16 protein-coding genes are annotated in these 20,411 nt (G+C 72.2%); 10 read left to right on the plus strand and 6 right to left on the minus strand.

Going from position 1 to position 20,411, the window contains the following annotated elements:
* Positions 1–28: 28 nt before the first annotated feature.
* Complete coding sequence (locus IG86_RS0113365) at positions 29–3,934, minus strand: WD40 repeat domain-containing protein (RefSeq protein WP_051785142.1); 3,906 nt, start codon at positions 3,932–3,934, stop codon at positions 29–31.
* Between the two features lie 166 nt (positions 3,935–4,100).
* Between IG86_RS0113365 and IG86_RS0113370 the strand changes: the two genes are divergently transcribed.
* The 7 genes from IG86_RS0113370 to IG86_RS0113410 all read left to right on the plus strand — a co-directional run bounded on the left by IG86_RS0113370 (position 4,101) and on the right by IG86_RS0113410 (position 10,328).
* The gene (locus IG86_RS0113370) at positions 4,101–4,550 is read left to right on the plus strand and encodes an RICIN domain-containing protein (protein ID WP_030820134.1); all 450 of its coding nucleotides are present in this window, start codon (positions 4,101–4,103) and stop codon (positions 4,548–4,550) included.
* Positions 4,551–4,715: 165 nt separating this feature from the next.
* Positions 4,716–5,201, plus strand: coding sequence for a DUF2975 domain-containing protein (locus IG86_RS0113375; protein ID WP_030820136.1), 486 nt, complete (start codon positions 4,716–4,718; stop codon positions 5,199–5,201).
* A complete protein-coding gene (locus IG86_RS0113380; RefSeq protein WP_030820143.1) occupies positions 5,201–5,437 on the plus strand; it encodes a helix-turn-helix domain-containing protein in 237 nt (78 codons plus the stop codon). Before IG86_RS0113375 ends, IG86_RS0113380 begins: the two co-directional genes overlap by 1 nt.
* 192 nt (positions 5,438–5,629) lie before the next feature.
* On the plus strand, positions 5,630–5,950 hold the full coding sequence (locus IG86_RS0113385; protein WP_030820145.1) for a hypothetical protein: 321 nt from the start codon (positions 5,630–5,632) through the stop codon (positions 5,948–5,950).
* 1,973 nt (positions 5,951–7,923) lie between these two features.
* Positions 7,924–8,826, plus strand: a complete 903-nt coding sequence (locus IG86_RS0113400) for a hypothetical protein (RefSeq protein WP_157854820.1) — start codon at positions 7,924–7,926, stop codon at positions 8,824–8,826.
* Positions 8,827–9,157: 331 nt separating this feature from the next.
* Positions 9,158–9,607: a hypothetical protein gene (locus tag IG86_RS44315; RefSeq protein WP_107051843.1), complete on the plus strand. Its 450-nt coding sequence runs from the start codon at positions 9,158–9,160 to the stop codon at positions 9,605–9,607.
* Positions 9,608–9,716: 109 nt separating this feature from the next.
* The gene (locus IG86_RS0113410; RefSeq protein ID WP_030896939.1) at positions 9,717–10,328 is read left to right on the plus strand and encodes a hypothetical protein; all 612 of its coding nucleotides are present in this window, start codon (positions 9,717–9,719) and stop codon (positions 10,326–10,328) included.
* Between the two features lie 23 nt (positions 10,329–10,351).
* Here the strand turns inward: IG86_RS0113410 and IG86_RS0113415 are convergent, their stop codons facing one another.
* Both IG86_RS0113415 and IG86_RS0113420 read right to left on the minus strand, forming a co-directional pair.
* Positions 10,352–12,151, minus strand: coding sequence for a glycoside hydrolase family 35 protein (locus tag IG86_RS0113415; protein ID WP_030896941.1), 1,800 nt, complete (start codon positions 12,149–12,151; stop codon positions 10,352–10,354).
* A 107-nt stretch (positions 12,152–12,258) separates the two neighbouring features.
* Positions 12,259–13,047 (minus strand): sugar phosphate isomerase/epimerase family protein, encoded by a 789-nt coding sequence (locus IG86_RS0113420; protein ID WP_030896942.1) that lies wholly within the window; start codon positions 13,045–13,047, stop codon positions 12,259–12,261.
* Between the two features lie 409 nt (positions 13,048–13,456).
* Between IG86_RS0113420 and IG86_RS0113425 the strand changes: the two genes are divergently transcribed.
* The 3 genes from IG86_RS0113425 to IG86_RS0113435 all read left to right on the plus strand — a co-directional run bounded on the left by IG86_RS0113425 (position 13,457) and on the right by IG86_RS0113435 (position 17,594).
* Positions 13,457–15,277, plus strand: a complete 1,821-nt coding sequence (locus IG86_RS0113425; RefSeq protein ID WP_030820162.1) for an alpha/beta fold hydrolase — start codon at positions 13,457–13,459, stop codon at positions 15,275–15,277.
* 137 nt (positions 15,278–15,414) lie between these two features.
* Positions 15,415–17,031 (plus strand): N,N-dimethylformamidase beta subunit family domain-containing protein, encoded by a 1,617-nt coding sequence (locus IG86_RS0113430; RefSeq protein ID WP_030896943.1) that lies wholly within the window; start codon positions 15,415–15,417, stop codon positions 17,029–17,031.
* Positions 17,032–17,189: 158 nt separating this feature from the next.
* Positions 17,190–17,594 (plus strand): VOC family protein, encoded by a 405-nt coding sequence (locus IG86_RS0113435; RefSeq protein WP_030820166.1) that lies wholly within the window; start codon positions 17,190–17,192, stop codon positions 17,592–17,594.
* On the opposite strand, the gene IG86_RS0113440 is transcribed toward IG86_RS0113435, so the two are convergent.
* From IG86_RS0113440 to IG86_RS0113450, 3 genes are read right to left on the minus strand one after another with little or no spacing between them, the layout of a single operon-like run.
* Positions 17,567–18,373 (minus strand): ABC transporter ATP-binding protein, encoded by an 807-nt coding sequence (locus tag IG86_RS0113440; protein ID WP_051785143.1) that lies wholly within the window; start codon positions 18,371–18,373, stop codon positions 17,567–17,569. The genes IG86_RS0113435 and IG86_RS0113440 overlap by 28 nt on opposite strands.
* A complete protein-coding gene (locus IG86_RS0113445) occupies positions 18,370–19,398 on the minus strand; it encodes a FecCD family ABC transporter permease (protein WP_030896947.1) in 1,029 nt (342 codons plus the stop codon). Before IG86_RS0113445 ends, IG86_RS0113440 begins: the two co-directional genes overlap by 4 nt.
* Positions 19,395–20,390 carry an ABC transporter substrate-binding protein gene (locus IG86_RS0113450; RefSeq protein WP_030820172.1) on the minus strand — a complete coding sequence of 332 codons (996 nt, stop codon included), beginning with the start codon at positions 20,388–20,390 and terminating at the stop codon, positions 19,395–19,397. The genes IG86_RS0113445 and IG86_RS0113450 overlap by 4 nt, the downstream gene beginning before the upstream one ends.
* Between the last annotated feature and the right edge of the window lie 21 nt (positions 20,391–20,411).

The following is a 20,411-nucleotide window of genomic DNA, read 5'->3' on the forward strand; positions in this document are numbered from 1 at the left end:
GACGCTCGTGGACGGTCAGGCGACCCATTCATAGCCTCGGGTCCGCGGCCGCCCGGAGCGTCCCGGCGCGAACCACCGGCAGATCCGACCGATCGGACCAGCCGGCGCCCCGGCCCGGATCGCGTCCGGCCGGCTCCGCGCGGGTGGCCGGGCAGGGTGGGCCGAAGTCCACCGCCGGGAAGTGCTGCGCCCATTGGGCTCGGCTGATCCTGGGGTACGCGCTGTCGCAGACGCGGGCGGTGACCCGGTCCAGGCGGGTGTCGCGAAGCCGGACGGTGAAGTCGTTGCCGCCGGTGGCCAGGGTGTCGCCGCCCGGGCCGAAGGCGACGGCCGGTACGGGGTTCGTGTGGCCGGTGAGGACGGTGGGGGTGGCGGGGCCGCCGCTCAGGTCCCACAGGAGGGCCTTGCTGTCCGCGGCGCCGGCTGCCAGCCGGTGGCCTTCCGCGTCGAAGACGATCGTGTAGAGCCAGGAGCCGGAGGCTGTCAGCTGTGTCGTCTTCGCGGGGTGGTGGATGTCGCCGACGTCGATCAGCCAGACCGTCTTGTCCGTCCGGTGGAATGCGGCCAGTCGCCGGTTGTCGGGGCTGAACACGCCGCCGGTCAGCGGGTCGGACCGGAAGGGGGACGGCAGCTCCCGGGGGCTGCGCGGTTCGCCGATGTCCCAGAACCTCAGCGAACCGGACTCGCCGGTGCTCGTCACCAGCGTGCGGCCGTCCGGCCGGAACGAGGCCGTCGTGACGTGCGGGCCGCCCTCGGAGATACGGCTCAGCAGGCGGGGAGCGCCGGGGTCGGTCAGGTCCCACAGGCCGGCCGTCCGCTGGTCCCAGACGGCGAGGAGGCGGCCGTCCGGGGCGAAGGCGGTGCCGGCGATTTCGCCGCCGCCGGGGGCGAGGACCGATGTCAGGCGGGGCTTGCGCGGATCGGTGACGTTCCAGACGCGGGCGGTGCCGTCCTCGGCGGCGGTGACGAGGGTGCGCCCGTCCGGGCTGAACGTCACGCAGCGGACGAACCGGGTGTGTCCGTGCAGGGCCGACAGCGGCCACAGGGCGCGGCCGCCGGTGACCTGCCACAGCCGTGCGGTGCCGTCCCAGCTGGCGCTGGCGAGCAGCCGGCCGCCGGGGGCGAACGCCAGGGAGGTGACCACGTCGTCGTGGGTCGCGAGGGTGAGGTCCCGCAGGTCCAGGAGCAGGTCGGAGTTGGCGAGCACCCGGCCGTCCGGGCTGAACGCGGCCTGGTAGAAGCCGCCCTGGATCGTGCTGGTGCGCTTCGGCGCTCCCGGGGTGGTGACGTCCCAGAACTGGGTGGACCCGCCCACCGAGACCAGGGTGCCGCCGTCCGGGCTGAAGGTCACCGACCAGACGATCGCGGGATGGCCCGTCAGGACGACCGGCGTCCGCGGGCGTGTCGGCGATCCGGCGGTGATGTCCCAGACCCGTGCGGTGCGGTCCCAGCCGCCGGTCGCAAGGGTCTTGCCGTCGGGGCTGAAGGCGGCCGAGGTCACGGTGTCGGTGTGCCCCCGCAGGACGTCGAGGAGGACCGGGTTCGCCGGGTCGCCGACGTCCCACAGCCGGGTGGTGGTGTCTCCGGTGGTCGCCACCGTGCGGCCGTCCGGGCCGAACGTCACCGAGGTGACCGTGCCCGAGTGGCCGGGCAAGGCGGCCAGCAGCCGCGGGTTGCGGGGGTCGCTCGCGTTCCACAGCCGCGCCGTGCCGTCGGTGTGGCCGGTGGCCAGGACACCGCCGGCCGGCCGGTACGCCACCCACGTCGGCGCGGCCCGCTGGTCGGGCAGGGTGCTCAGCCCGGCGGGCGCGCGCGGGTCGGTCACGTCCCACAGCCGCACCGCGCGGTCGCCGGCCGTGGCCAGGACGCGGCCGTCCGCGTCGAAGGCCACCGACGCCAGGCGGTCGGGCTGGTCGACGACGGCCAGTTGCACGGGGTGGTGGGCGTCGCCGATGTCCCACAGCCGGGCCGTGCGGTCCCAGCTCGCGGTGGCCAGGACGGTGCTGTTCGGGGCGACGGAGATCGAGACCACGTCGGAGGTGTGGCCGGTGAGCCGGCTCGTGTACGGGGTGGCGAAGGTGCTCATGAGCTGGTCGCGGACGTCGCGGGTGGCGGCCAGCCGGTAGGCGGCCAGGTTCAGTTGCGCGGCGAGCGCGGGGTCGTGGCGGCGCACCTCTGCCGCGTCCGCGGCGGCCTTCCGGGCGATGGCCACGTTGCGCTGGCGGATGGCCGAGTCGCGCGAATCGACGGCCAGCCCGCCCGCGGTCGCCGCGGTGACCACCAGCACGGTGAGCAGCGTGACCAGCTGTCGCAGGCGGACGGTGCGTCGCCGGACCGCCGCCATCTCGCCGGCCTGCGCCTCGCGGCTCGCATCGAGGAACCGGCGTTCCCTGGAGGTGAGGCGGCTGTCGTCGGCGGCGGCCAGGTCCAGTGCCGCGGCCAGCCGGGCACCCCGGTACAAGGCGTGCGGGTCGTGGTCGTGCGCCTCCCAGCCGGCGGTCGCCTCGGTGAGCCGGCGGTGCAGGAGCAGCCGGTCGCGGTCTTCGGTCAGCCAGCCGCGCAGCCTCGGCCAGCAGCGGATGATCGCCTCATGGGTGATCTCGACGCACCCGTCGTACAGCGTCACGAGCCTTTGGCGGGCGAGGGATTCGAGCACGTGCGCGGTGTCGGGGCTCGGGTCGAGTTCGTCGTCGGTGATCCGGCGCCTGGTGTCCTCGGTGCCCTCGCCGAGGGCGGTGAGCCGGAGGAACAGGGACTTGGCGAGGTCCTGCTGTGCCGGCGACAGGGATGCGTACGTCGCCTCCGCGGTGTGGGCCAGGGCGTGCTCGATTCCGCCGGCCGCCAGGTATCCCTCCAGGGTGAGGCGGCTGCCGCTGCGTCGCCGCCAGGTTTCGACCATGGCGTGGGAGACCAGGGGGAGCGCGCCCGGCCGGCCGGTCGCGTCCGCGACCACGGCCGCGAGCAGCGGGCCGGTCACCGTGCAGTCGGCGAGTACGGCCGGCCGGGTGATGGCCTCGCGCAGTTCCTGGCTGCTCATCGGTCCGACCGCGATCTGCGCGTCACGCATCGCCTCGACGAGCCGGGGGTCCTGGACGCAGCGGCCGTAGAAGTCGGCGCGCACGCCGAGCACCACCCGGGTCCGGCTGGTCGCCGCCGTGGCGGCCGCGACCAGCAGGGCGATGAACGCGTCCCGTTCGTCCTTGTCGGCGCAGAGGGTGAAGACCTCCTCGAACTGGTCGACCACGAGCAGCGCGTCGGCGTCCGACGGGTGGTCGATCAGGGACTGGCGGATCCGCAGGTGCAATGCCGTGGGATCGCCCAGCAGTTCGCTCGCCAGGGGACCGGGGGCCTCTCCCGTTGCGGCGGCGAGGTGGATCGCGCACTCCTGTACGGGGTGCGGGCCGGGCGTCAGCAGGATCACCGGCTGGCCCGTCGCCCGTGTGCGGGCGATGAGACCGGCCCGGAGCAGCGAGGACTTTCCTGATCCGGACGGCCCGAAGACCGTCAGGAAGCGGTGGCCGCGGACCTTCGCGAGGAGCTCGCCGGTCAGCTGCTCGCGCCCGAAGAAGCGGTCGGCGTCCTCCGGTTGGAAGGCCGACAGGCCCGCGTACGGCGCGCTGGCCCGGCCGGCCCCGGCGGGCTCGTCGGCATGTGCGGTCGCGCTCGCGGCGATCTCGGCGGCGACCGCGTGCCACCGGGACTCCCACGCGCGGCGGTCGCCCTGGCAGGCCTCGACGTACGCGAGCGTGACGGCGAGGCTCGGGAACGTGTGGCCGCCCGCCGCGTCCGACAGTGTCGTGGACGAGTAGTGCGCCCTTTTCGCCAGTGCCCGGTAGGGGGGCCGTCCCGCCGCCTCACGCAGTTTGCGGAGGTCGGCTGCGAACCGTGTCTGCGGACCGGAGTCCAGGTCGAGCGGGCGTTCGGGGCGTGGCATTGCCTTCCTTCCTGCGGCTTTCCGCGGCCGTGATGGGTGGTGTTTGTCCAGCTTTTGATGTCCGGAACCCACGTTCCGGCGCCGGACATCAACCCGGGGCTAGACATGGGCCAGCGCAACCGCGCAACGACGACGGGAAGGGGAAATCATGAGGTCCGTGCGACGAATGGTGCTGCTGGCGGCGGTCACGGGACTGCTGGCCGGAGTGACCGTGACGGGCTCGCCGGCGTATGCCGCGGCGCCGCTGCTCAAGTCCAACCTGAACGGAAGGTGCGCCGACGTCTTCATGTTCCATCAGGAGAACGGCGCCTCCACCGTGACGTGGGACTGCCACGGCGGTACCAACCAGCAGTGGTACTGGGACGGCGAGCAGATCCGCTCCAACCTCAACGGGAAGTGCCTGGAGATCTACGGCCCCCACCTGGGCGACCAGGGCTCGGTCGCCATGTGGGACTGCCACGGCGGTCTGCACCAGAAGTGGTACCGCAACGGCAGCGAGATCCGTAACCGGGTGAACGGCAAGTGCCTCGACATCCTGGCCGGGCGGCCCGAGAACGGCCAGCTCCTGGTGAGCTGGAGCTGCAACGGCGCGCGGAGCCAGAGCTGGGACTTCTGAACACCGGCCCCACCACGGCCCGGCCTGTCCGGCCCTGCCCTGCCCGGCCCGGTGCGTCGCGCGCCGGGCCGGGCGGGGCCCGTATCGCACCCCCTCGCCCTGACCCCTTGCTCGACCTATCGAGATTCGATAGATTTCCATCGCGAGTCGATGGAAGGATGGGTCATGGGAAAACTGCCAGTGCGTGCACTGCGCGCCGTTCTCACGGTGGTGCTCACCGGCACCGTGTTCGTACAGGCGTCGATGGTGTGGGCGTTGGGGCACGACCCGGAGGACGGGTCGCTGCCCCTGACCCCGATGCGCGTGATCACGATCCTGGGCATGGTGTCGGCCCAGGTCGCCCTGGTCTGCGTGTGGCGGCTGGTGACGATGGTGCGACGCGGAACCGTGTTCTCGCCCGCCGCGTTCCGGTACGTGGACGGCGTGATCTGGGCGATCGTGGCGGCCGCCCTGCTGTGGTTCGCGGTCACGGCCGTCAACGCCCCCGGCCAGCGGGAGGACCCGGGCGTCACCGTGATCATGGGCGGGATCGGCCTTGCCGTCCTGGGCGTTGCGCTCATCGTGCTGGTGCTGCGGATGCTGCTCACCCAGGCCGTAGCGCGCGACGGCGAAGCGGCGCAGATGCGGGCCGAGCTGGACGAGGTGATCTGATGCCCATCGCCGTCGACATCGACGTGATGCTGGCCAGGCGGAAGATGTCCGTGGGCGAGCTCGCGGACCGGGTGGGGATCACCCCGGCCAACCTGGCGGTCCTCAAGAACGGCCGGGCCAAGGCGGTGCGCTTCGCGACGCTCGCCGCGCTCTGCGAGGTACTGGAGTGCCAGCCGGGCGACCTGCTGCGCTGGGAGGCGGAGGACGCCGCGATGGAGGAGGCGGCGGACCTCTGAACAGCCGCCGGCGCCGGCCCGGCGGGCCCGCGTCCCGCCGTGTCGGGCTGACGACTGGGCCGTGCGGGTGGTCATGTTCATTGCAGGAACGATCAGGCTCCGGATGGATGCCGCCGCTGCAGTCGGGCTGTGGAACGTTGTCGCCACCTGCCCGGCCGGAGACACCGGCCGGCTTGAGGAACGGAGAGAGCCATGAGCACTCAGCTGCCTGCCGGCGTCGTCGCGATCACCCCTGACGGTGCGGAGTGTCCGCCCAAGACGCTCGGCCTGTACCGCGACTACAACCGCAAGGGACCGGGCTACGGAATCGGCGCCGGCTTCGACGTGGACCTGGCGCTGCTGCCGCTTCCCGGTGGGGGCAGCATGGCCAAGAACGTCTCGGCATGGTGGAACCGGACGGACAGCGACGCGATCCTGATCGGCCGGACCGAGCGGGTCCTGAAGGCCGGCGAGAAGCTCGAGGAGCCGTCGGACTCCAACGACACCGTGGTCAGGGTCACCTGGGAGGAGTAGGCGCGCCGGTCGGCCTGCCTGCCGGCCCGCTCGAAGGCGGAGTTCGCCTTCGAGCGGGCCGGCCCGCGAACGTCGGCAGCGCCTCGTACTCGACCCGGTGCACCACAAGGCCCCCCTCGGGCACCGTCACCGTCAGGGCCCGTCCAGGTCGGCCCGGCCGTCGACACCGGGATTTCCGAGGGAGAGGCACCACGGACATTCGTGGAGGTCGCTCGCGGCGCTCGCTTCACGCGGCGAGGGCAGGGAGAAACCCGCCCTGTATTCATCCGCACGCACCCGCTCCGAGCATATTTTCGTCCGGATCGAGGCGGTGCGCCCAGCCCCGCCCCCTTGGGCGAAGCGGCGTACCACCCGCATCAGCGCCGCCCTCACCGTGTTCCCGACCCGTACCGCTGCAGGCAGGACACCGCGCAGGGCGGTCGACTTCGGCCCGGGACCGGATCGGTCACCGTAAGGCGCCATGCTCACGCGCCCCTTTCTCGTGGAAAATTCATATGACCCCATGACCTCCGGCATCGTCGGCCGTTGCGAAACGCTCCCCTCCCCGATCGGGCGGGGCGCAAGTGCCGACCCTGCCGCCAGGGAGGCGCTCCGGGGAAGGGTGGCAGCCCCTTGCGAATTTCGGACCAGAGATCTCCGCACAGATGATACTTTTTTTATTCTTGACGCTTCTCGAATTCGCCCGGGCATGCAGAACTGAGATCTGTCGAACAGAAACTGGGCAAGCCGCAGCACATTGACACGAACTCAATATCGCGACGAAAGCCAGCAATGTACAGATTGCCGGGGTTTTTAGACGACGGGCCGCCGCGTGTGGATTGCCGGGGTTTTTAAGGAATTCAGCGACACCCGCCCGCATCCCGGGCGCCGGGCGCCGCAATGACGAAGTCGTGGAGCGAGTGGTGTCAGCCGACGGTGTGGAGGGACGTCGGCGTGGAGGCCTTCCGCGAAGAGTGGCCGACCGCCTCCTCGCCGTCCCGGAGCGGGTCAGCCGCCAGGAAGGGCGCGGCGCCGGCACTCCTCTCTCCCCGTCGCACCGGCGCCGAAGCCCGCCGGGGAGACAGCCGGACAGCGTCCACGTGGCAGGACAGGACGTGCTTGAAGCGTTGCTGGCGCCGCAGCTCAAGTGCGTCCACGCGCCACAGGCGGCCAGTCCCTGATGACGTCAAGGCGGTGCAACCTGTGCCCAGTGCGGTCGAGATCAGCACGATCCACAGGAGAACGTTCCCCATAGCCGGTCCTTTCGAAGGCTGACGGTTGCAGGGCCCACACGATCAGAGCCCCGCGATCGCCGGGCATAACGCAGAGGCATATGCAGAGTTGCGCCCCCACCTCTGATTGCAGCCATGCGCAGCAATCCGCAGGCTTTGGCATCTCAGCTTCTTTGATGATGGTCGGTCGATGCCGGGGTGGCGCAAGCGGTGGACGACTGCCGCCTCAGCAGCCCCCGGGGCCGACCATCGCGCTCACGCGGCGGCGGGGGGTCGCCACATCCGGATCCGCTTCGGCCCGCTGTTCCCCGACCCCTTGAACCGGGGCGCGGCAGGGCATAACCGCTCCCCTTGCTCTATTTGCAGAAACGATAAGCGGCAGGGAACACCCATTCATCCGCCATCACCACCCGATTGGCCCATACCCGGACCAACATCAACGGCGTTTACGGCATATGACAAAAGCAAAGCCTTCCATCTCCTTCCGCGGGCCTGGGGAAGGAGACGGACAGGGAGGCAGCTCCCAGGACGGGCCCACTCAGATCGGAAAGTGGACTTTCACTCCGCGTCCATCCGATTGCAGCGGGACCGGGAACGCCACGCTGGAACACGAGAGCCTGGCGGTCGACCTGAGTTACTCGTCCTCGGTCTTTGAGGACTTCCTCCATACGATGAGCATGATCCAGATCGACTTTGACCGGCGGTCGGGGAACATCGACCGGTTCACGATGCCCGGCGACCGGCGTGCAGGCGGCAGCTCCTGTGTTTGAGCCGTACGGACCGCCGGACGTCCACGCCCCCCACCCCCACCCGGACGACACCGCCTTCTGGCGTCAGCCGGACCATGTGCAGCGCCACTCCCCAGGACAGGCGTTCGGCGGGCCCGGAGAGCCGGACCGGCCGTGGGATCCGGTGGAAGAACTCGCCGTCCTCCTCCAGGAGAGCGCTGCGCCCCGGCAACCGGAGCCCTTCGCAGGCGTCGGCTTCGACACCGCGGCCGACACGGTCAGCGCCATGGGCCTCGTCGCCGGGCTGAAGCACAGCCCCGTCGACCGGCCGTCCGGGCAGACCTCCAGGGGGCACCGCCGGAACCAGTCCAAGCGGCCGGTCGTGACCCTGCTGCGCACGGGCAGCCTGTTCACCGCCGTGCTGGTCGCCGTCATCGCCGCCGTGGTGAGCATCCTCAGCGGCCTGGCCATCTGCGAAACCCTGCGCCACAGCGCCGGACTCCACACGGCCCGCGAAGTGGTCGGCTGGTGGCCGCTGCTGATCTACGGCCCTTGGATGGTCGCTTCCCTCTCCATCCTCAGATCCGCACTGCACCAGCGCCGCGCCCTGCATTCCTGGGCCATCGTCCTGCTGTTCTCCACCCTGGCCACCCTTCTGTGCGTTGCCCAGGCACCCAGAACGCTCGCTGCCGGAACGTCGTCGGCCCTTCCCGCCGTCGCCGCGCTGGCCTGCTTCCAGCAGCTGGTCCGCCAGATCACCCTCACACGGCCCCCGCGCCATGCCTCGCCACGGCACCGGAACCCGCCCGCCTCCGTGCTCGGCCGGACGACCACCGGCGGGCGCGGCCCGGCCGGCGTCCCACCCGGCTACCTCATGGCAGGAAAGAGGGCTGCCCGCTCCCCGTCCGGCGGTCACAGATTCAGGTACGGCGCATGACGGCCCCACGCGTGCGGCGGTGTCAACTGCGACGCAGGGGCGACCGCGAAGAGCCAAGGCGGTAGCAGCCGCCAACTCCCTTGCCAACCCGGTCCTTCCCACGCATCAAAGGGGTGTTCGCCTGCACCTTTGAAACGAAGATCGAAAGCGATGGTCACGGGCCGCACGCAGACTCAGTCCGACGGTCTACCCGCCCGTGCCCCCTCGCGAGCCCGTCCGGGGCCGGCGCGCCGGGCGGAAGGCCGCACCCCGCTGAACCGAAGGCACAACGCGCTCCGGCGCCTCCCCTCCGCACCACTCCACGCCACTCCCATCACGAAAGGTCAGCAACATGTACGAATTGACCCACGCAGAGCGAGTCCAGTACAAGCGGCGCCAGGACACCGCCTACCAGGCCGGCGTGGATGCCGTCACCAACCTCCAGGCGGCGCTCGCGCTCGCAGACCTGACCCTCCCTTCCCTCAGCAACGACGGGCCGGTGGCAGGCCACGGCTTCGTCCGGCTCGGAGGGTGCAACGCGGCCTTCGCCAACCAGCTCGCCGAAGTCATCGCCGCGGGGGCCGACGCGCTGCGGTATCGGCGGAGGGCCGGCACGGTGGACCAGCCTCAGGAAGGGCTGCAGCGACAGCTCACCGTCCACGGCGTCGAAGCCGACGGTTACCGGATCCAGCGCTCCGGAGTCCCGGCCGTACCGGACCCCGTCGCCGCGTTCATCTTTGCCGTGCGCGACACCACCGGGCATCCAGCCTGCGAGGACCGGAGGGCGACGCGGGCCCACTGAGGGCCCGCGAGCTGACGGGTCCTGGCTTCGCGGCCGGCTGTGAACCACCGCGCACACCGTATGCAGCAGCTCCGGTGTGCGGGGCCGTGTCGCGGGGTACGCGTGGGGCGTGGGATGCGAACGGCTGACGTTCGACGGCTGGATCGCCGCCGTGGGCACGGGCTCGGGCACGCGCGTGGTCGTGGGCCACTGGCCGCGCTCGCCCTTCGGACCCTTCAGTGACGTGATGCTGGAGCGCGCCGACGGCCGGCGCACGCTGATCGCACCCACCGCCCGCACGGCCCGGTACATCGCCGGCGTCTATCACTTCGACGAGGTCCGGACGGAGCCGGTGAGCGTACGGATCGGCGGCGGCACGTGGAACGTCACGGCGGGCCCTGTGGACCTGCGCTTCCGGGTCGGGCGGCAGGGAGTCCTCGGTCTGGTCCTGCGGGCCGTCCCCCGGCCGCTCGCCCGACGGCCCTTGTGGGCGGCCGTGACCGACGTGCCCGCCCGTCTGATGGCCGGCGTACGGACCCGGGGCAGCTCCCGCCCCGGATGCCGCCAGTGGTACGCGGCAGTCGGCCTGTGGCCGATCACCGCCGCCCGGGCCTCCTTCGACGGGACCGACCTCGGCGCGCCGGCTCCCGTCGTCCCGCCCGTCCGCTTCGGCTTCGCGTCGGCCCCCGCGTCACCCGCCCTGGTGAGGGTGTTCTCCACCGTCGAGCGCACCGTTCCCTGACCGGCCGCGGTCCTCCGGACCGTTCACCGGAGGGTGACGACCGTGGTGCGGCCCAGGTCCGGGTGGTCGCGCAGGGGGAGCCGGCTGCCGGGGCGCTCCAGTTCGAGGACCACGATCTCGTTCTCGCCCTCCCGCCACAGGGGTCCGGGGGCGTAGAGGGTGCGCTGGGGGCCGCGCGGGGTGTCGTAGTGGCCGAGGAGGAAGCCGTTCAGCCAGAGCAGACCGGTCCCCCATCCGGACATGTCGACGAAGCCGTCGGCCGGGCCGTGCGCGGCCGTGTGGGTGAAGCGGTGGAAGGCGGGCCGCCCGCCGGGCCCCGTCGGGTGGGGGCGCACGGACCAGTCGAGTCCGCTCAGGTCGGTGAGCGGCAGCGGTCGGATCTCCCACTCGAAGAGCTGCTGGTGGCCGTGGCGGACGCCGCGCCAGATGCCCTTGCGGTCGTCGAGGAGCGGTCCGTAGTTCACCCGGCCCTGGGCCCGGACGAGTACGTCGAGGACGACTCCCGCATCGCCGACCGGCAGGTCGAGGCCCTCGTCGGGGGCGTTGCGGTCGAGGACGCCGAGGGGCACGCCGTCGGCGAAGACGTAGGCGCGGTCGCCGAGTCCGTCGATGCGGACGGGCATGGCGGGCCGCGGGCCGGTGACGGTGGTGCGGTAGTGGATCAGGCCGTGGCTCTGTCCGAGCCGCTCCATGGGCTCGGGGGCGGGGCGCAGCACGGCGGGGCCGCCGCAGAGCAGGTCGAGGTGGTCGAGCAGGTCGGCGCTGCCCGCGGGGGTGGCGAGGGCGGGGGTGATCCGGGGCAGCGGCCCGGGCGGGGGTGCGTCGGGCAGCGGCACGTACCTGCCGATGACCTCGCGGAAGGCGTGGAACTTGGGGGTGAGTTCGCCGGCCTCGCCGATGGGTGCGTCGTAGTCGTAGCTGGTGACGGTGGGCTGGTAGCCGGGGTCCGCGGGGCGCGTCCCGGAGTGGTTGGCTCCGGCCCAGAAGCCGAAGTTGGTACCGCCGTGGGCCATGTAGAGGTTGACGGAGGCGCCGGTGGCGAGGAGTTCGTCCAGTGACGCGGCGGCCTCGTCGACGGCGCGGAGGTGGTGGTCCTCGCCCCAGTGGTCGAACCAGCCGATCCAGAACTCCATGGCGGCCAGCGGGCCGGTCGGCTGGTAGCGGCGCAGGGTCTCGAGGCGCTCGGCGGGCCGGGCGCCGAAGGTGGCGGTCGCGAGCCTGCCGGGGACCGTGCCGCCCTGGAGCATGGCGTCCTCGGGTCCGTCGGCGGTGAACAGCATGCAGTCCACGCCGCGTTCGGCGAGGGCGCGCTCCACGTGGGCGCGGTAGCGGGTGTCGTTCCCGTACGAGCCGTACTCGTTCTCCACCTGCACGGCGACGACGGGCCCGCCGCGGCTCGCGAGCAGCGGCAGCAGCTCGGGGACGACCAGGTCGAACCAGCCGTCGACCTCGGCCTGGAACCGCGGATCGGAGCAGCGCAGGTGGAGGCCGTCGACGGCGAGGAGGCGGGCGGGCAGACCGCCGAAGTCCCATTCGGCGCAGATGTACGGTCCGGGGCGGACGATGGCGTCGAGGCCGAGGTCCCGGGCGGTGCGCAGGAAGCGGCCGAGGTCGCGCCAGCCGGTGAAGTCGGCCTTGCCGGGAGCGGTTTCGTGGAAGTTCCAGGGGACGTAGGTGTCCACGGTGTTCGCGCCCAGGGCCCGCAGGCGGGTGAGCCGGTCCTCCCACAGGTCGGGGTGGACGCGGAAGTAGTGCAGGGCCCCCGAGACGATCCGGTGGGGGCGGTCCGCGCGCCGGAAGCCGTCCTGGTCGTAGGTGAGCATGCGCTGACTCCCGGACGGGTCGTGGTGCCGTGGGGCGGGGCGGAACGCCAAACGCCGGACGCCGGACGCCGGACGCCGCCGAATATAGGAAGGTGTCGAGCGGGCCGTCAACGGACCGTCGCCACCAGCCGCTCCAGGTACGCCCGGCCCCGTGCGAGCCCGCCCGGCAGCTCGGCGGCGGCGGGATACCAGCGCTTCTCGTACTCCCAGCAGAGCCAGCCGTCCTGCGGGGCCGCCGCCACGGCCTCGGCGAGGGGCAGCACTCCGGCGCCCAGTCCGACCGGCGTGAGCTCGCGCGCGGACGGCACGTCCTTCACCTGTACATAGCCCAGGTGCGGGGCCAGCGCGTGCCGTGACGCGACCGGGGGCTCCCCGCCCAGCCAGGTGTGCAGTACGTCCCAGAGCGCGCCGGCGGCGGGATGCGCGACCCGGTCGAGGACCCGGGCGACCGCGGCGCCGGTGCGGTGGGAGTCGTGGGTCTCCAGCAGGATGCGCACACCGTGCCGCCCGGCGAACGCGGCCCCGGCCGACAGCCGGCGTACGGCGTGGGCGTCGGCGGCCGCCGCGGGCAGGCCTGCGCCGCCCGGGAAGACCCGCACGCAGGGCGCCTCCAGGTCCGCGGCGAGCCGTACCAGGGCGCGGAGTTCGGCGAGGACCGGCTCGTCCGCACCCGCGGCCGCGACCCTCGTGTAGCCGGCGACGCCGAGGACGGCGACACCCGCCGAGGCGAGGGTCCGCCGGGCGGCGGCGCGCTCGGCGGCGGTGCTGCCGGGGTGCAGGGGTTCCTCGGGGTGGGCGCGGACTTCGAGGCCGTGGAAGCCGTGCGCCGCCGCCAGGGCGGCGCTGCGGGCGAGTGGTGCGCCGGGCAGACCGAGCGTGGAGAAGGCGTACTTCACTGAGTCGGCCCGCCTGTGCGGAATCGTTCATCTACGCCGCAGTGCGCCATCTCGCGCTCCACCGTGACCGGTTGATGTTCGGAAACGACAAAGGGTCAGCCTAGAACGCCCGAGTGCGCCGCGGCAGGCCCTCTCCCCCGTTCTGCGGCACAACTGGGGCCGGATCAAGTCGATCACTCCCGGCCCCTCGGGGACCGCGTCCGACCACCCGACGGCGGACATTGATCATTCCCTGCGGCCCGGGAGGGCCTGGCGCGTTCAAACCGTCTGGACGGGTGAAGCCCACCGAATGGCGCCAACAGCATGAATGTCCTGATATGCGCCATGGGGTGATCCGGCCGGGCTAGAACGGGTGCCCCCCACGGCACCGGCCGGCACGCCCGGTCGGCGATTTCGAGAGGACCGCTCCGTGAGCCACTCGCAGGACGACAACCCGATCATCCCCGTCACCGCGACACAGTTGAACCGGATCGCCGGACACGGCATCTACAGCTCGGCCACCGCCATCGACCCCGCCGCCGTCAACGTCGCCGAGGCCCTGGTCGCCACGCTGAACGGCACGGCCGAGACGCCGCTGCTCACCCCCGAACTCCAGGAGCTCACGGAACAGGTCCGGCAGAAGGCGACCTTCGGCTTCCCCCGCATCACCGCCGACGACGGGGTGAAGCTGTCGGCGCACACGATCAAGCTCACCACCTCGGAGCCCCGCCCCGTGGTGATCGTGCCGGCGGGCTGGACGCCCTTCGGCTGGATCATCTTCGAGTACGCGTACCTCCAGCTGGCGCTGCGCGGGTACCACGTACTCGCCTACACCCCTCGCGGCATCGGCCTCACCTTCCCCGTCCAGGGCGGCGCCTTCATCGACGCGCCCTGGACCTCCGGGGGCACGATCGACGTGGCCGGCCCCCTGGACCGGGCCGACGGCTCCACCGTCATCGACTACGCGCAAGCGCACTTCAACCCGAGCAAGGTCGCCTTCCTCGGCGAGTCCTACGGGTCGGGCATCAGCCAGCTGGTCGCGGCGCACGACCCGGCGAACCGCGTGGCGGCGGTCGTCGCCCTGAGCACGTGGGGCGACCTGGCCGACAGCCTCTACCAGCACGACACCAGGCACCTGGAGGCGGTCCAGAAGCTGATCGACTTCACCGGAGGCCCGATCGAGCGGAAGTTCGATCCGGCCACCCAGCAGATCCTGAAGGACTTCATGGCCGGCGAGAACCTCGACAAGGTGGTGGAGTGGGGCAAGGAGCGCTCTCCTTCGTCGTACGCCGACCGGACCGACGCACGCGGCGTTCCCACGTTCTTCTCCAACACCTGGCACGAGACGCTGTTCCCGGCCAACCAGACCATCGACCACTTCGAGCGGCTGTCGGTCCCCAAGCGGCTCAACCTCTGGATCGGCGACCACGCCGCGCCGGAGGGCGCCGGCCTCACCATCCCCTTCAGCGGGCCGAACCTGCCCGTCGAGGAGGCCTTCGCCTGGCTCGACCACCACGTCCTCGGGGCCCAGAACGACGTTCCCGGGTGGAAGCCGGTCAGTAGCCAGATCATGTTCACGTACAAGACCAAGCCCGACCCCGAGGCCGGGCAGGACGTCATCACCGAACCGGCGGTCCGCGAGGGAGCGCAGTCCTGGGCGGACGTCACCACCTCCACCGAACGCTGGTACCTCACCGCAGGCGCGACGGACCGCCGCGACGGCGGCCTCGGCACCGCGCCGGAGACGGGCTGGAAGAGGGAGTTCACCGCGGGGCAGCTCACCTCCGCCACCGCGGTGGACGCCGTCATCACGACGGGCCAGGCGGAATGGAACGGCAACCCCAAGTCGTACTCCACCGGCACCTTCGACCGCGGGCACCTCGCCGTGTGGACGAGCGGCCCGCTCCAGACGGCCCGCCGCATCCGGGGCGTGCCCCGGCTCACCCTGAGCGTCCGCAGCTCCGCCGCCGCCACGACCCTCGTGGCCTACCTGTTCGACGTCGGCCCCGACGACACGGCCCGCATCATCACGCACGAGCCCTTCACCGTGCGGGAGCTCTCCCCCGGTGAGGACCGCGTGGTCATCTGGCCGCTCCAGGCCGCCGGCTACGACCTCGCCCCGAACCACCGGCTCATGCTGGTCGTGAACAGCCAGGACCGGCTCTACTCCGACGCCAACACCGACGGCAGCACCACCACGATCACCTCGGCCGACGACGCCGCGGCCCACCTGGTACTGCCCCTCGGGTAGTCCCGGGCGGGTGTCGGGCCGGCCCGGCACCGGCGCCCCGCTCCGCCGCCCCGGCCCCAGCCGGCAGCACATCCCCAGGTCAGCAGGGGGTCGGGGCGGTGGAAGCCGGGCTCGAAGCGTGACATAGCGTGCCCCTCATGGATCAGGAGCACATAGCCGGGCCGCCCGGGGACGGCGACGGCGCGGGCAGGCGGCGGTTCCTCGCGATGGCCACGGGCGCCGCGACGGCCGCGGGACTCGGGGCGGTGGCCGGCTGCGCGCAGGGGGACGGGGACGACGGCGACCGCCGCGCCGACGGGACGAACGGGTCCCCGGCGCCGGCGGCCGGAGGCCACGGCCTCGACGTCAAGGCCGAGAACGCCCGCCCGGGCCATGCCGACTGGGCCGTGACGAAGGCCGGTCCGGCCCGCGCCGTCGAGGGTTTCGCCGACAAGGTCAGCGTGCTCCCCGGCGAGTCCTTCGGGCTGTACGTGTCGACGACCGCGCCCCGGTTCACCGTCTCCGCCTACCGGATGGGCTGGTACGGCGGTGCCCGCGCCCGGCTGGTGTGGCGTTCGGAGGCCCTGCCCGGGGTACGACAGCCGGAGCACACCGTCGACTCCGACACCCGGATGGTCCGCACCCGGTGGGCCCGCACCACCACGGTCGAGACGAAGGACTGGCCGGAGGGCAGCTACCTGCTGCGCCTCGACGCGCAGGGCGGCGAGGGCGGCCAGCGTTTCGTGCCGGTCACCGTCCGGTCGGCGGCGACGACCGGACGTACGGTCGTGGTCAACGCCGTCGCCACCTGGCAGGCCTACAATCGCTGGGGCGGCTACGGCAGTTACGACGGACCCGGCGGCGGCTTCGCCTCGCGCTCCCTCTCCGTCTCCTTCGACCGGCCGTACGAGTACGACGACGGCGCGGGCCTGTTCCTGGTGTACGAGGCCCCTCTGATCGCCCTGGCCGAACGGCTCGGCACACCCCTCGCCTACGCGACCACCACGGACGTGGCGCGGGAGAAGCGGCTGCTGGAGGGAGCCGCCGCGGTGCTCTCGCTCGGGCACGACGAGTACTGGTCGCCGGAGCAGCGCGCCCACTTCACGGCCGCCCGCGACGCCGGCACGAACATCGCGATCCTGGGCGCGAACTGCTGCTTCCGCCGGATCCGGCTGGAGGCCTCCGAGCTGGGGCCGGACCGTACGCTGGTCTGCTACAAGTCCTCCTACGGCCAGGACCCGGGCTTCAAGCGGGGCCATCCCGCGACGGTGGACTTCCGCTCGGCTCCCGGTGCCGACCCGGAGAGCTCCCTGCTCGGCGTGATCTACGACGGCTATCCGGTGGACGCCCCGTACGTGGTGACCAACCCCGGCCACTGGCTGTTCGAGGGCACCGGCGCGAAGGCGGGCGACCGCTTCGAACACCTCGTGGGCGTGGAGTACGACAAGGTCAACACCGGTTTCACGACGCCCCGGCCGATCGAGATCCTGGCCCACTCCCCCGTGGTGTGCGAGGGCCGCCCCAGTCACCAGGACACCGCCTACTACACGGTGCCGAGCGGGGCGGGGGTCTTCGCGACCGGCACGATGCGGTGGGTGGAGGCCCTGGACGCGACGGGCGACGGCCGCAGCGGACGCAACCACGGGCTCGACGCGCGGTCCGGGGCACTGACCACCCGGGTGACGGAGAACCTCCTGCGGGTGTTCGCGGCGGGCCCGGCCGGCCGGTCGCATCCGGCGCAGGACAACGTCAAGACGGTGTACGGGAGTTCCTGACATCGGGGCCGGACGGCGTCCGGGGCGGCGTGCACGCGCAAAGCGCTTGGCTCCGCCCCGGTCGGCTGCCTAGGATCACGATCACGGCATCGCGTGCCGGTCACCGACCGGGTGAGGCATGGAGGTGCCCGTGATGTGCCTTCCGGAGGCATTCACCCATGTCCGTACAGCTGAACCACACGATCATCCACTCCCGTGACAACCGGGAGTCCGCCGAGTTCCTGGCGCACGTCCTCGGCCTGGAGGTCGGGGCCGAGTGGGGGCCCTTCATCCCCGTCGACACCGCCAACGGCGTCACCCTGGACTTCGCCACCGTCCCGGCCGGGTCCATCACCCCGCAGCACTACGCCTTCCTCCTCTCCGAGGAGGAGTTCGACGTGGCGTTCGCGAAGATCCGCTCGGCCGGGGTGCCGTACTTCGCCGACCCGCACGGCAGGCTCCCCGGCGAGATCAACCACAACGACGGGGGCCGCGGCGTCTACTTCACGGACCCAGCGGGGCACGGGATGGAGATCATCACGCGTCCCTACGGCTATCAGGAGCCCGCCGCGACCGGCAGGTAGACGACGTTGGGCGCGCCCGTGTCGGGGTGGATCCCGACCCGGGCGCGCACCCCGTACACCTCGGCCAGCAGCTCCTCGGTGAGCACCTCCCGCGGCGGCCCCGAGGCCACGGCGCGGCCGCCCGACAGGACGTACAGCCGGTCGCAGAAGGCGGCGGCCAGGTTGAGGTCGTGCAGGACGAGCAGACCGGTGGCGGGCAGCGCCCTGACCAGGCCGAGGACCTCCAGCTGGTAGCGGATGTCCAGGTGGTTGGTCGGCTCGTCGAGGGCGAGCAGCCCCGGGTCCTGGACGAGGGCGCGGGCCACCAGGACGCGTTGCCGTTCGCCTCCGGACAGCTCGTCGAAGCGGCGGGCCGCGAAGGGGCCGGTGCCCAGCGTTTCCAGGGCGTCGGTGACGCGCCGTACGTCGTCCGGGCCGTCCTGCTCCCAGAAGCGCTTGTGCGGGCTGCGGCCCATGGCGACGACCTCGCGGACGGTCAGCCCGAAGGTGCCGGTCGCGTCCTGCGGCACCACCGCCACGCGCCGCGCCCGTTCCTTGACGGTGAGCGCGGCCGCGTCCGCGCCGTCCAGCAGCACCCGGCCGGCGGTCGCCCGCAGGGCGCCGTAGACGCAGCGCAGCAGGGTGGTCTTGCCGCTGCCGTTGGGGCCGACGACTCCCACCGTCTCGCCGGGCCGGGCGGTGAGGTCGATCCCGTGGAGCAGGGTGTGCCCGTCGGTGTCGTAGCGCAGGCCCTCGACGGCGAGTTCCACCGGCCGGGCCGGTCCGGTCCCGCCCGTCATCCGGTCACCCCTTCGGTACGGCTGGAGCGGCGCAGCATCCAGAGGAAGAAGGGCCCGCCGACGAGGGCGGTGACCACGCCCACCGGTATCTCCTCGGGGGCGGCGGCCGTGCGGGCGATCAGGTCGGCCAGGATCAGGAACACCGCACCGCCCAGCGCGGCGACGGGCAGCAGGGCCCGGTGTCCGGCGCCCACGACCATCCGTGCGGCGTGCGGGACCATCAGTCCGACGAAGCCGATCGCCCCGCTGCAGGCGACGAGCACGCCGATGACGAGGGAGGTGAGGACGAACACGGCGGCGCGGAAGCGTCCGGTGTCCAGGCCCAGGGTGTGCGCGCCCTCCTCTCCGGCGAGGAGCAGGTCGAGCGGCCGGGCGAGGGCGAGGAGCAGGGCGCCGCCGGCGAGCAGCGCGACGGCGGGCAGGGCCAGTTCGTCCCAGCGTGCCCCGCCGAGGCCGCCGAGGGTCCAGAAGAGCACGGAGCGGATCTGGTCGGGGTGCGCGGCGAGCACGAGGACGAGGCTGGTGAAGGCGGACAGGATGTACTGGACGGCCACTCCGGCCAGGATGAGCCGGCCGGTGGTCATGGTGCCGCCGCGGCGGGCCATGGCGTAGACGGCGACGAGCGCGGCCATGGACCCTGCGAAGGCGGCCAGCGGCACGCCCATGCCGAATCCGGCCGCGGCCGTACCGAAGACGATCACGAGGACGGCTCCGGCGGAGGCCCCGGAGGAGGCTCCGAGCAGGAAGGGGTCGGCGAGCTGGTTGCGTACGAGTGCCTGGAGCACGGTGCCCGCCACGGCGAGCCCGGCCCCCACGACCGCGCCGAGCAGGATCCGCGGCATGCGCACGTCCCACACGATGGAGGCGAAGGCTCCGGTGGGCCGGTTGCCCGTCAGACCGCCGAGGACGATGTCGAAGACCCGGTCGGGGGCGATCCGTACGGGGCCCAGCGCCAGGCCCGCGATCGCCGAGACGGCGAGCGCGGCGGCGAGGACCGCGAGGACCGCCCCGGTCCGCAGCCTCACGAGGGGTTCGGGTGGAGCTGGCCGCCCAGTGCCTCCACGGCGTCCGCCACCCGGACGCCGAGGACGACGGAGGAGAGCGGCAGGACGACGAACCGCCGGTTCTTGACGGCGGGCACCTCGGCGAGGGCCGGGTCGTTCAGCAGGCGCTGCTTCTTGGCTTCGACGGTGGTGCCGCCGTAGTCGTAGATGAGGACGACCTCGGGCCCCCGCTCGATGACCTTCTCCCAGGCGACGTCGCCGAAGGTGTCCTTGAGGTCGGCGAAGACGTTCGTGCCGCCGGAGAGGGAGATGATCTCGTTGCCTATGCCGTTGCCGCCGGAGGTGGAGGCGGAGGCCTCACCGGAGTCGTAGGCGAAGACGGTCGGCCGGGGCCGGTCCTTGACGCGTGTGGTCACGGCGTCGATGCGGCGCTGCTCGTCCTCGATGAGCTTCGCGCCGCGTTCGGGCACGCCGAAGGTCCGCGCGACTTCGGTGATCTCGGTCTTCAGCTGGTCGAGGCCGACGGTCCCCTCGGTGCAGTACTCCACGTTCAGGCGGGAGTTGATGCCGGACTTGGCGAGCCCCTCGCGGTCGCGGCCCTGCGTCTTGTCGAAGGCGCTGGCATAGCCGCCGTAGACGAAGTCCGGGTCGGCGCCGAGCAGGATCTCCTTGGAGGGGTACTCCTCGGCCAGCACCTTGATCTTGTCGTAGGCGGGCCGGTAGGCGGGCAGTACGGCGTCGTCGAGGTAGGCGGAGCCGGCGATCCGGTCGCCCAGACCGAGTGCGAGCATCAGCTCGGTGGCGTGCTGGTTCATGGTGACCGCGCGACGGGGCGGTGCCTGGTAGGTGCTGCTCACACCGCAGTTGGTGACGGTGTACGGGAAACCGGGCGCGGCGGAGGGATCCCCGGCCGCCCCGTCCTGCCCGTCGCCGGGTGAACCGGCGCAGCCGGCCAGGGATATGAGGAGCGCGACGGGGGTGAACGCGCGCAGGGCGGCGCGGGTACGCGACATGGCGGGGCCTCTCCGGGGGAT

It is taken from the genome of Streptomyces virginiae, assembly GCF_000720455.1.
Taxonomy (GTDB): domain Bacteria; phylum Actinomycetota; class Actinomycetes; order Streptomycetales; family Streptomycetaceae; genus Streptomyces; species Streptomyces virginiae.

What these genes read in the sequence shown, in the direction of transcription:
- IG86_RS0113440 (WP_051785143.1), bottom strand. Translation starts at nt 18,373, where the DNA reads ATGACGGGCGGGACCGGACCGGCCCGGCCGGTGGAACTCGCCGTCGAG.
- IG86_RS0113450 (WP_030820172.1), bottom strand. Translation starts at nt 20,390, where the DNA reads ATGTCGCGTACCCGCGCCGCCCTGCGCGCGTTCACCCCCGTCGCGCTC.
- IG86_RS0113365 (WP_051785142.1), bottom strand. Translation starts at nt 3,934, where the DNA reads ATGCCACGCCCCGAACGCCCGCTCGACCTGGACTCCGGTCCGCAGACA.
- IG86_RS0113375 (WP_030820136.1), top strand. Translation starts at nt 4,716, where the DNA reads ATGGGAAAACTGCCAGTGCGTGCACTGCGCGCCGTTCTCACGGTGGTG.
- IG86_RS44315 (WP_107051843.1), top strand. Translation starts at nt 9,158, where the DNA reads ATGTACGAATTGACCCACGCAGAGCGAGTCCAGTACAAGCGGCGCCAG.
- IG86_RS0113435 (WP_030820166.1), top strand. Translation starts at nt 17,190, where the DNA reads ATGTCCGTACAGCTGAACCACACGATCATCCACTCCCGTGACAACCGG.
- IG86_RS0113370 (WP_030820134.1), top strand. Translation starts at nt 4,101, where the DNA reads ATGGTGCTGCTGGCGGCGGTCACGGGACTGCTGGCCGGAGTGACCGTG.
- IG86_RS0113415 (WP_030896941.1), bottom strand. Translation starts at nt 12,151, where the DNA reads ATGCTCACCTACGACCAGGACGGCTTCCGGCGCGCGGACCGCCCCCAC.
- IG86_RS0113430 (WP_030896943.1), top strand. Translation starts at nt 15,415, where the DNA reads ATGGATCAGGAGCACATAGCCGGGCCGCCCGGGGACGGCGACGGCGCG.
- IG86_RS0113380 (WP_030820143.1), top strand. Translation starts at nt 5,201, where the DNA reads ATGCCCATCGCCGTCGACATCGACGTGATGCTGGCCAGGCGGAAGATG.
- IG86_RS0113385 (WP_030820145.1), top strand. Translation starts at nt 5,630, where the DNA reads ATGAGCACTCAGCTGCCTGCCGGCGTCGTCGCGATCACCCCTGACGGT.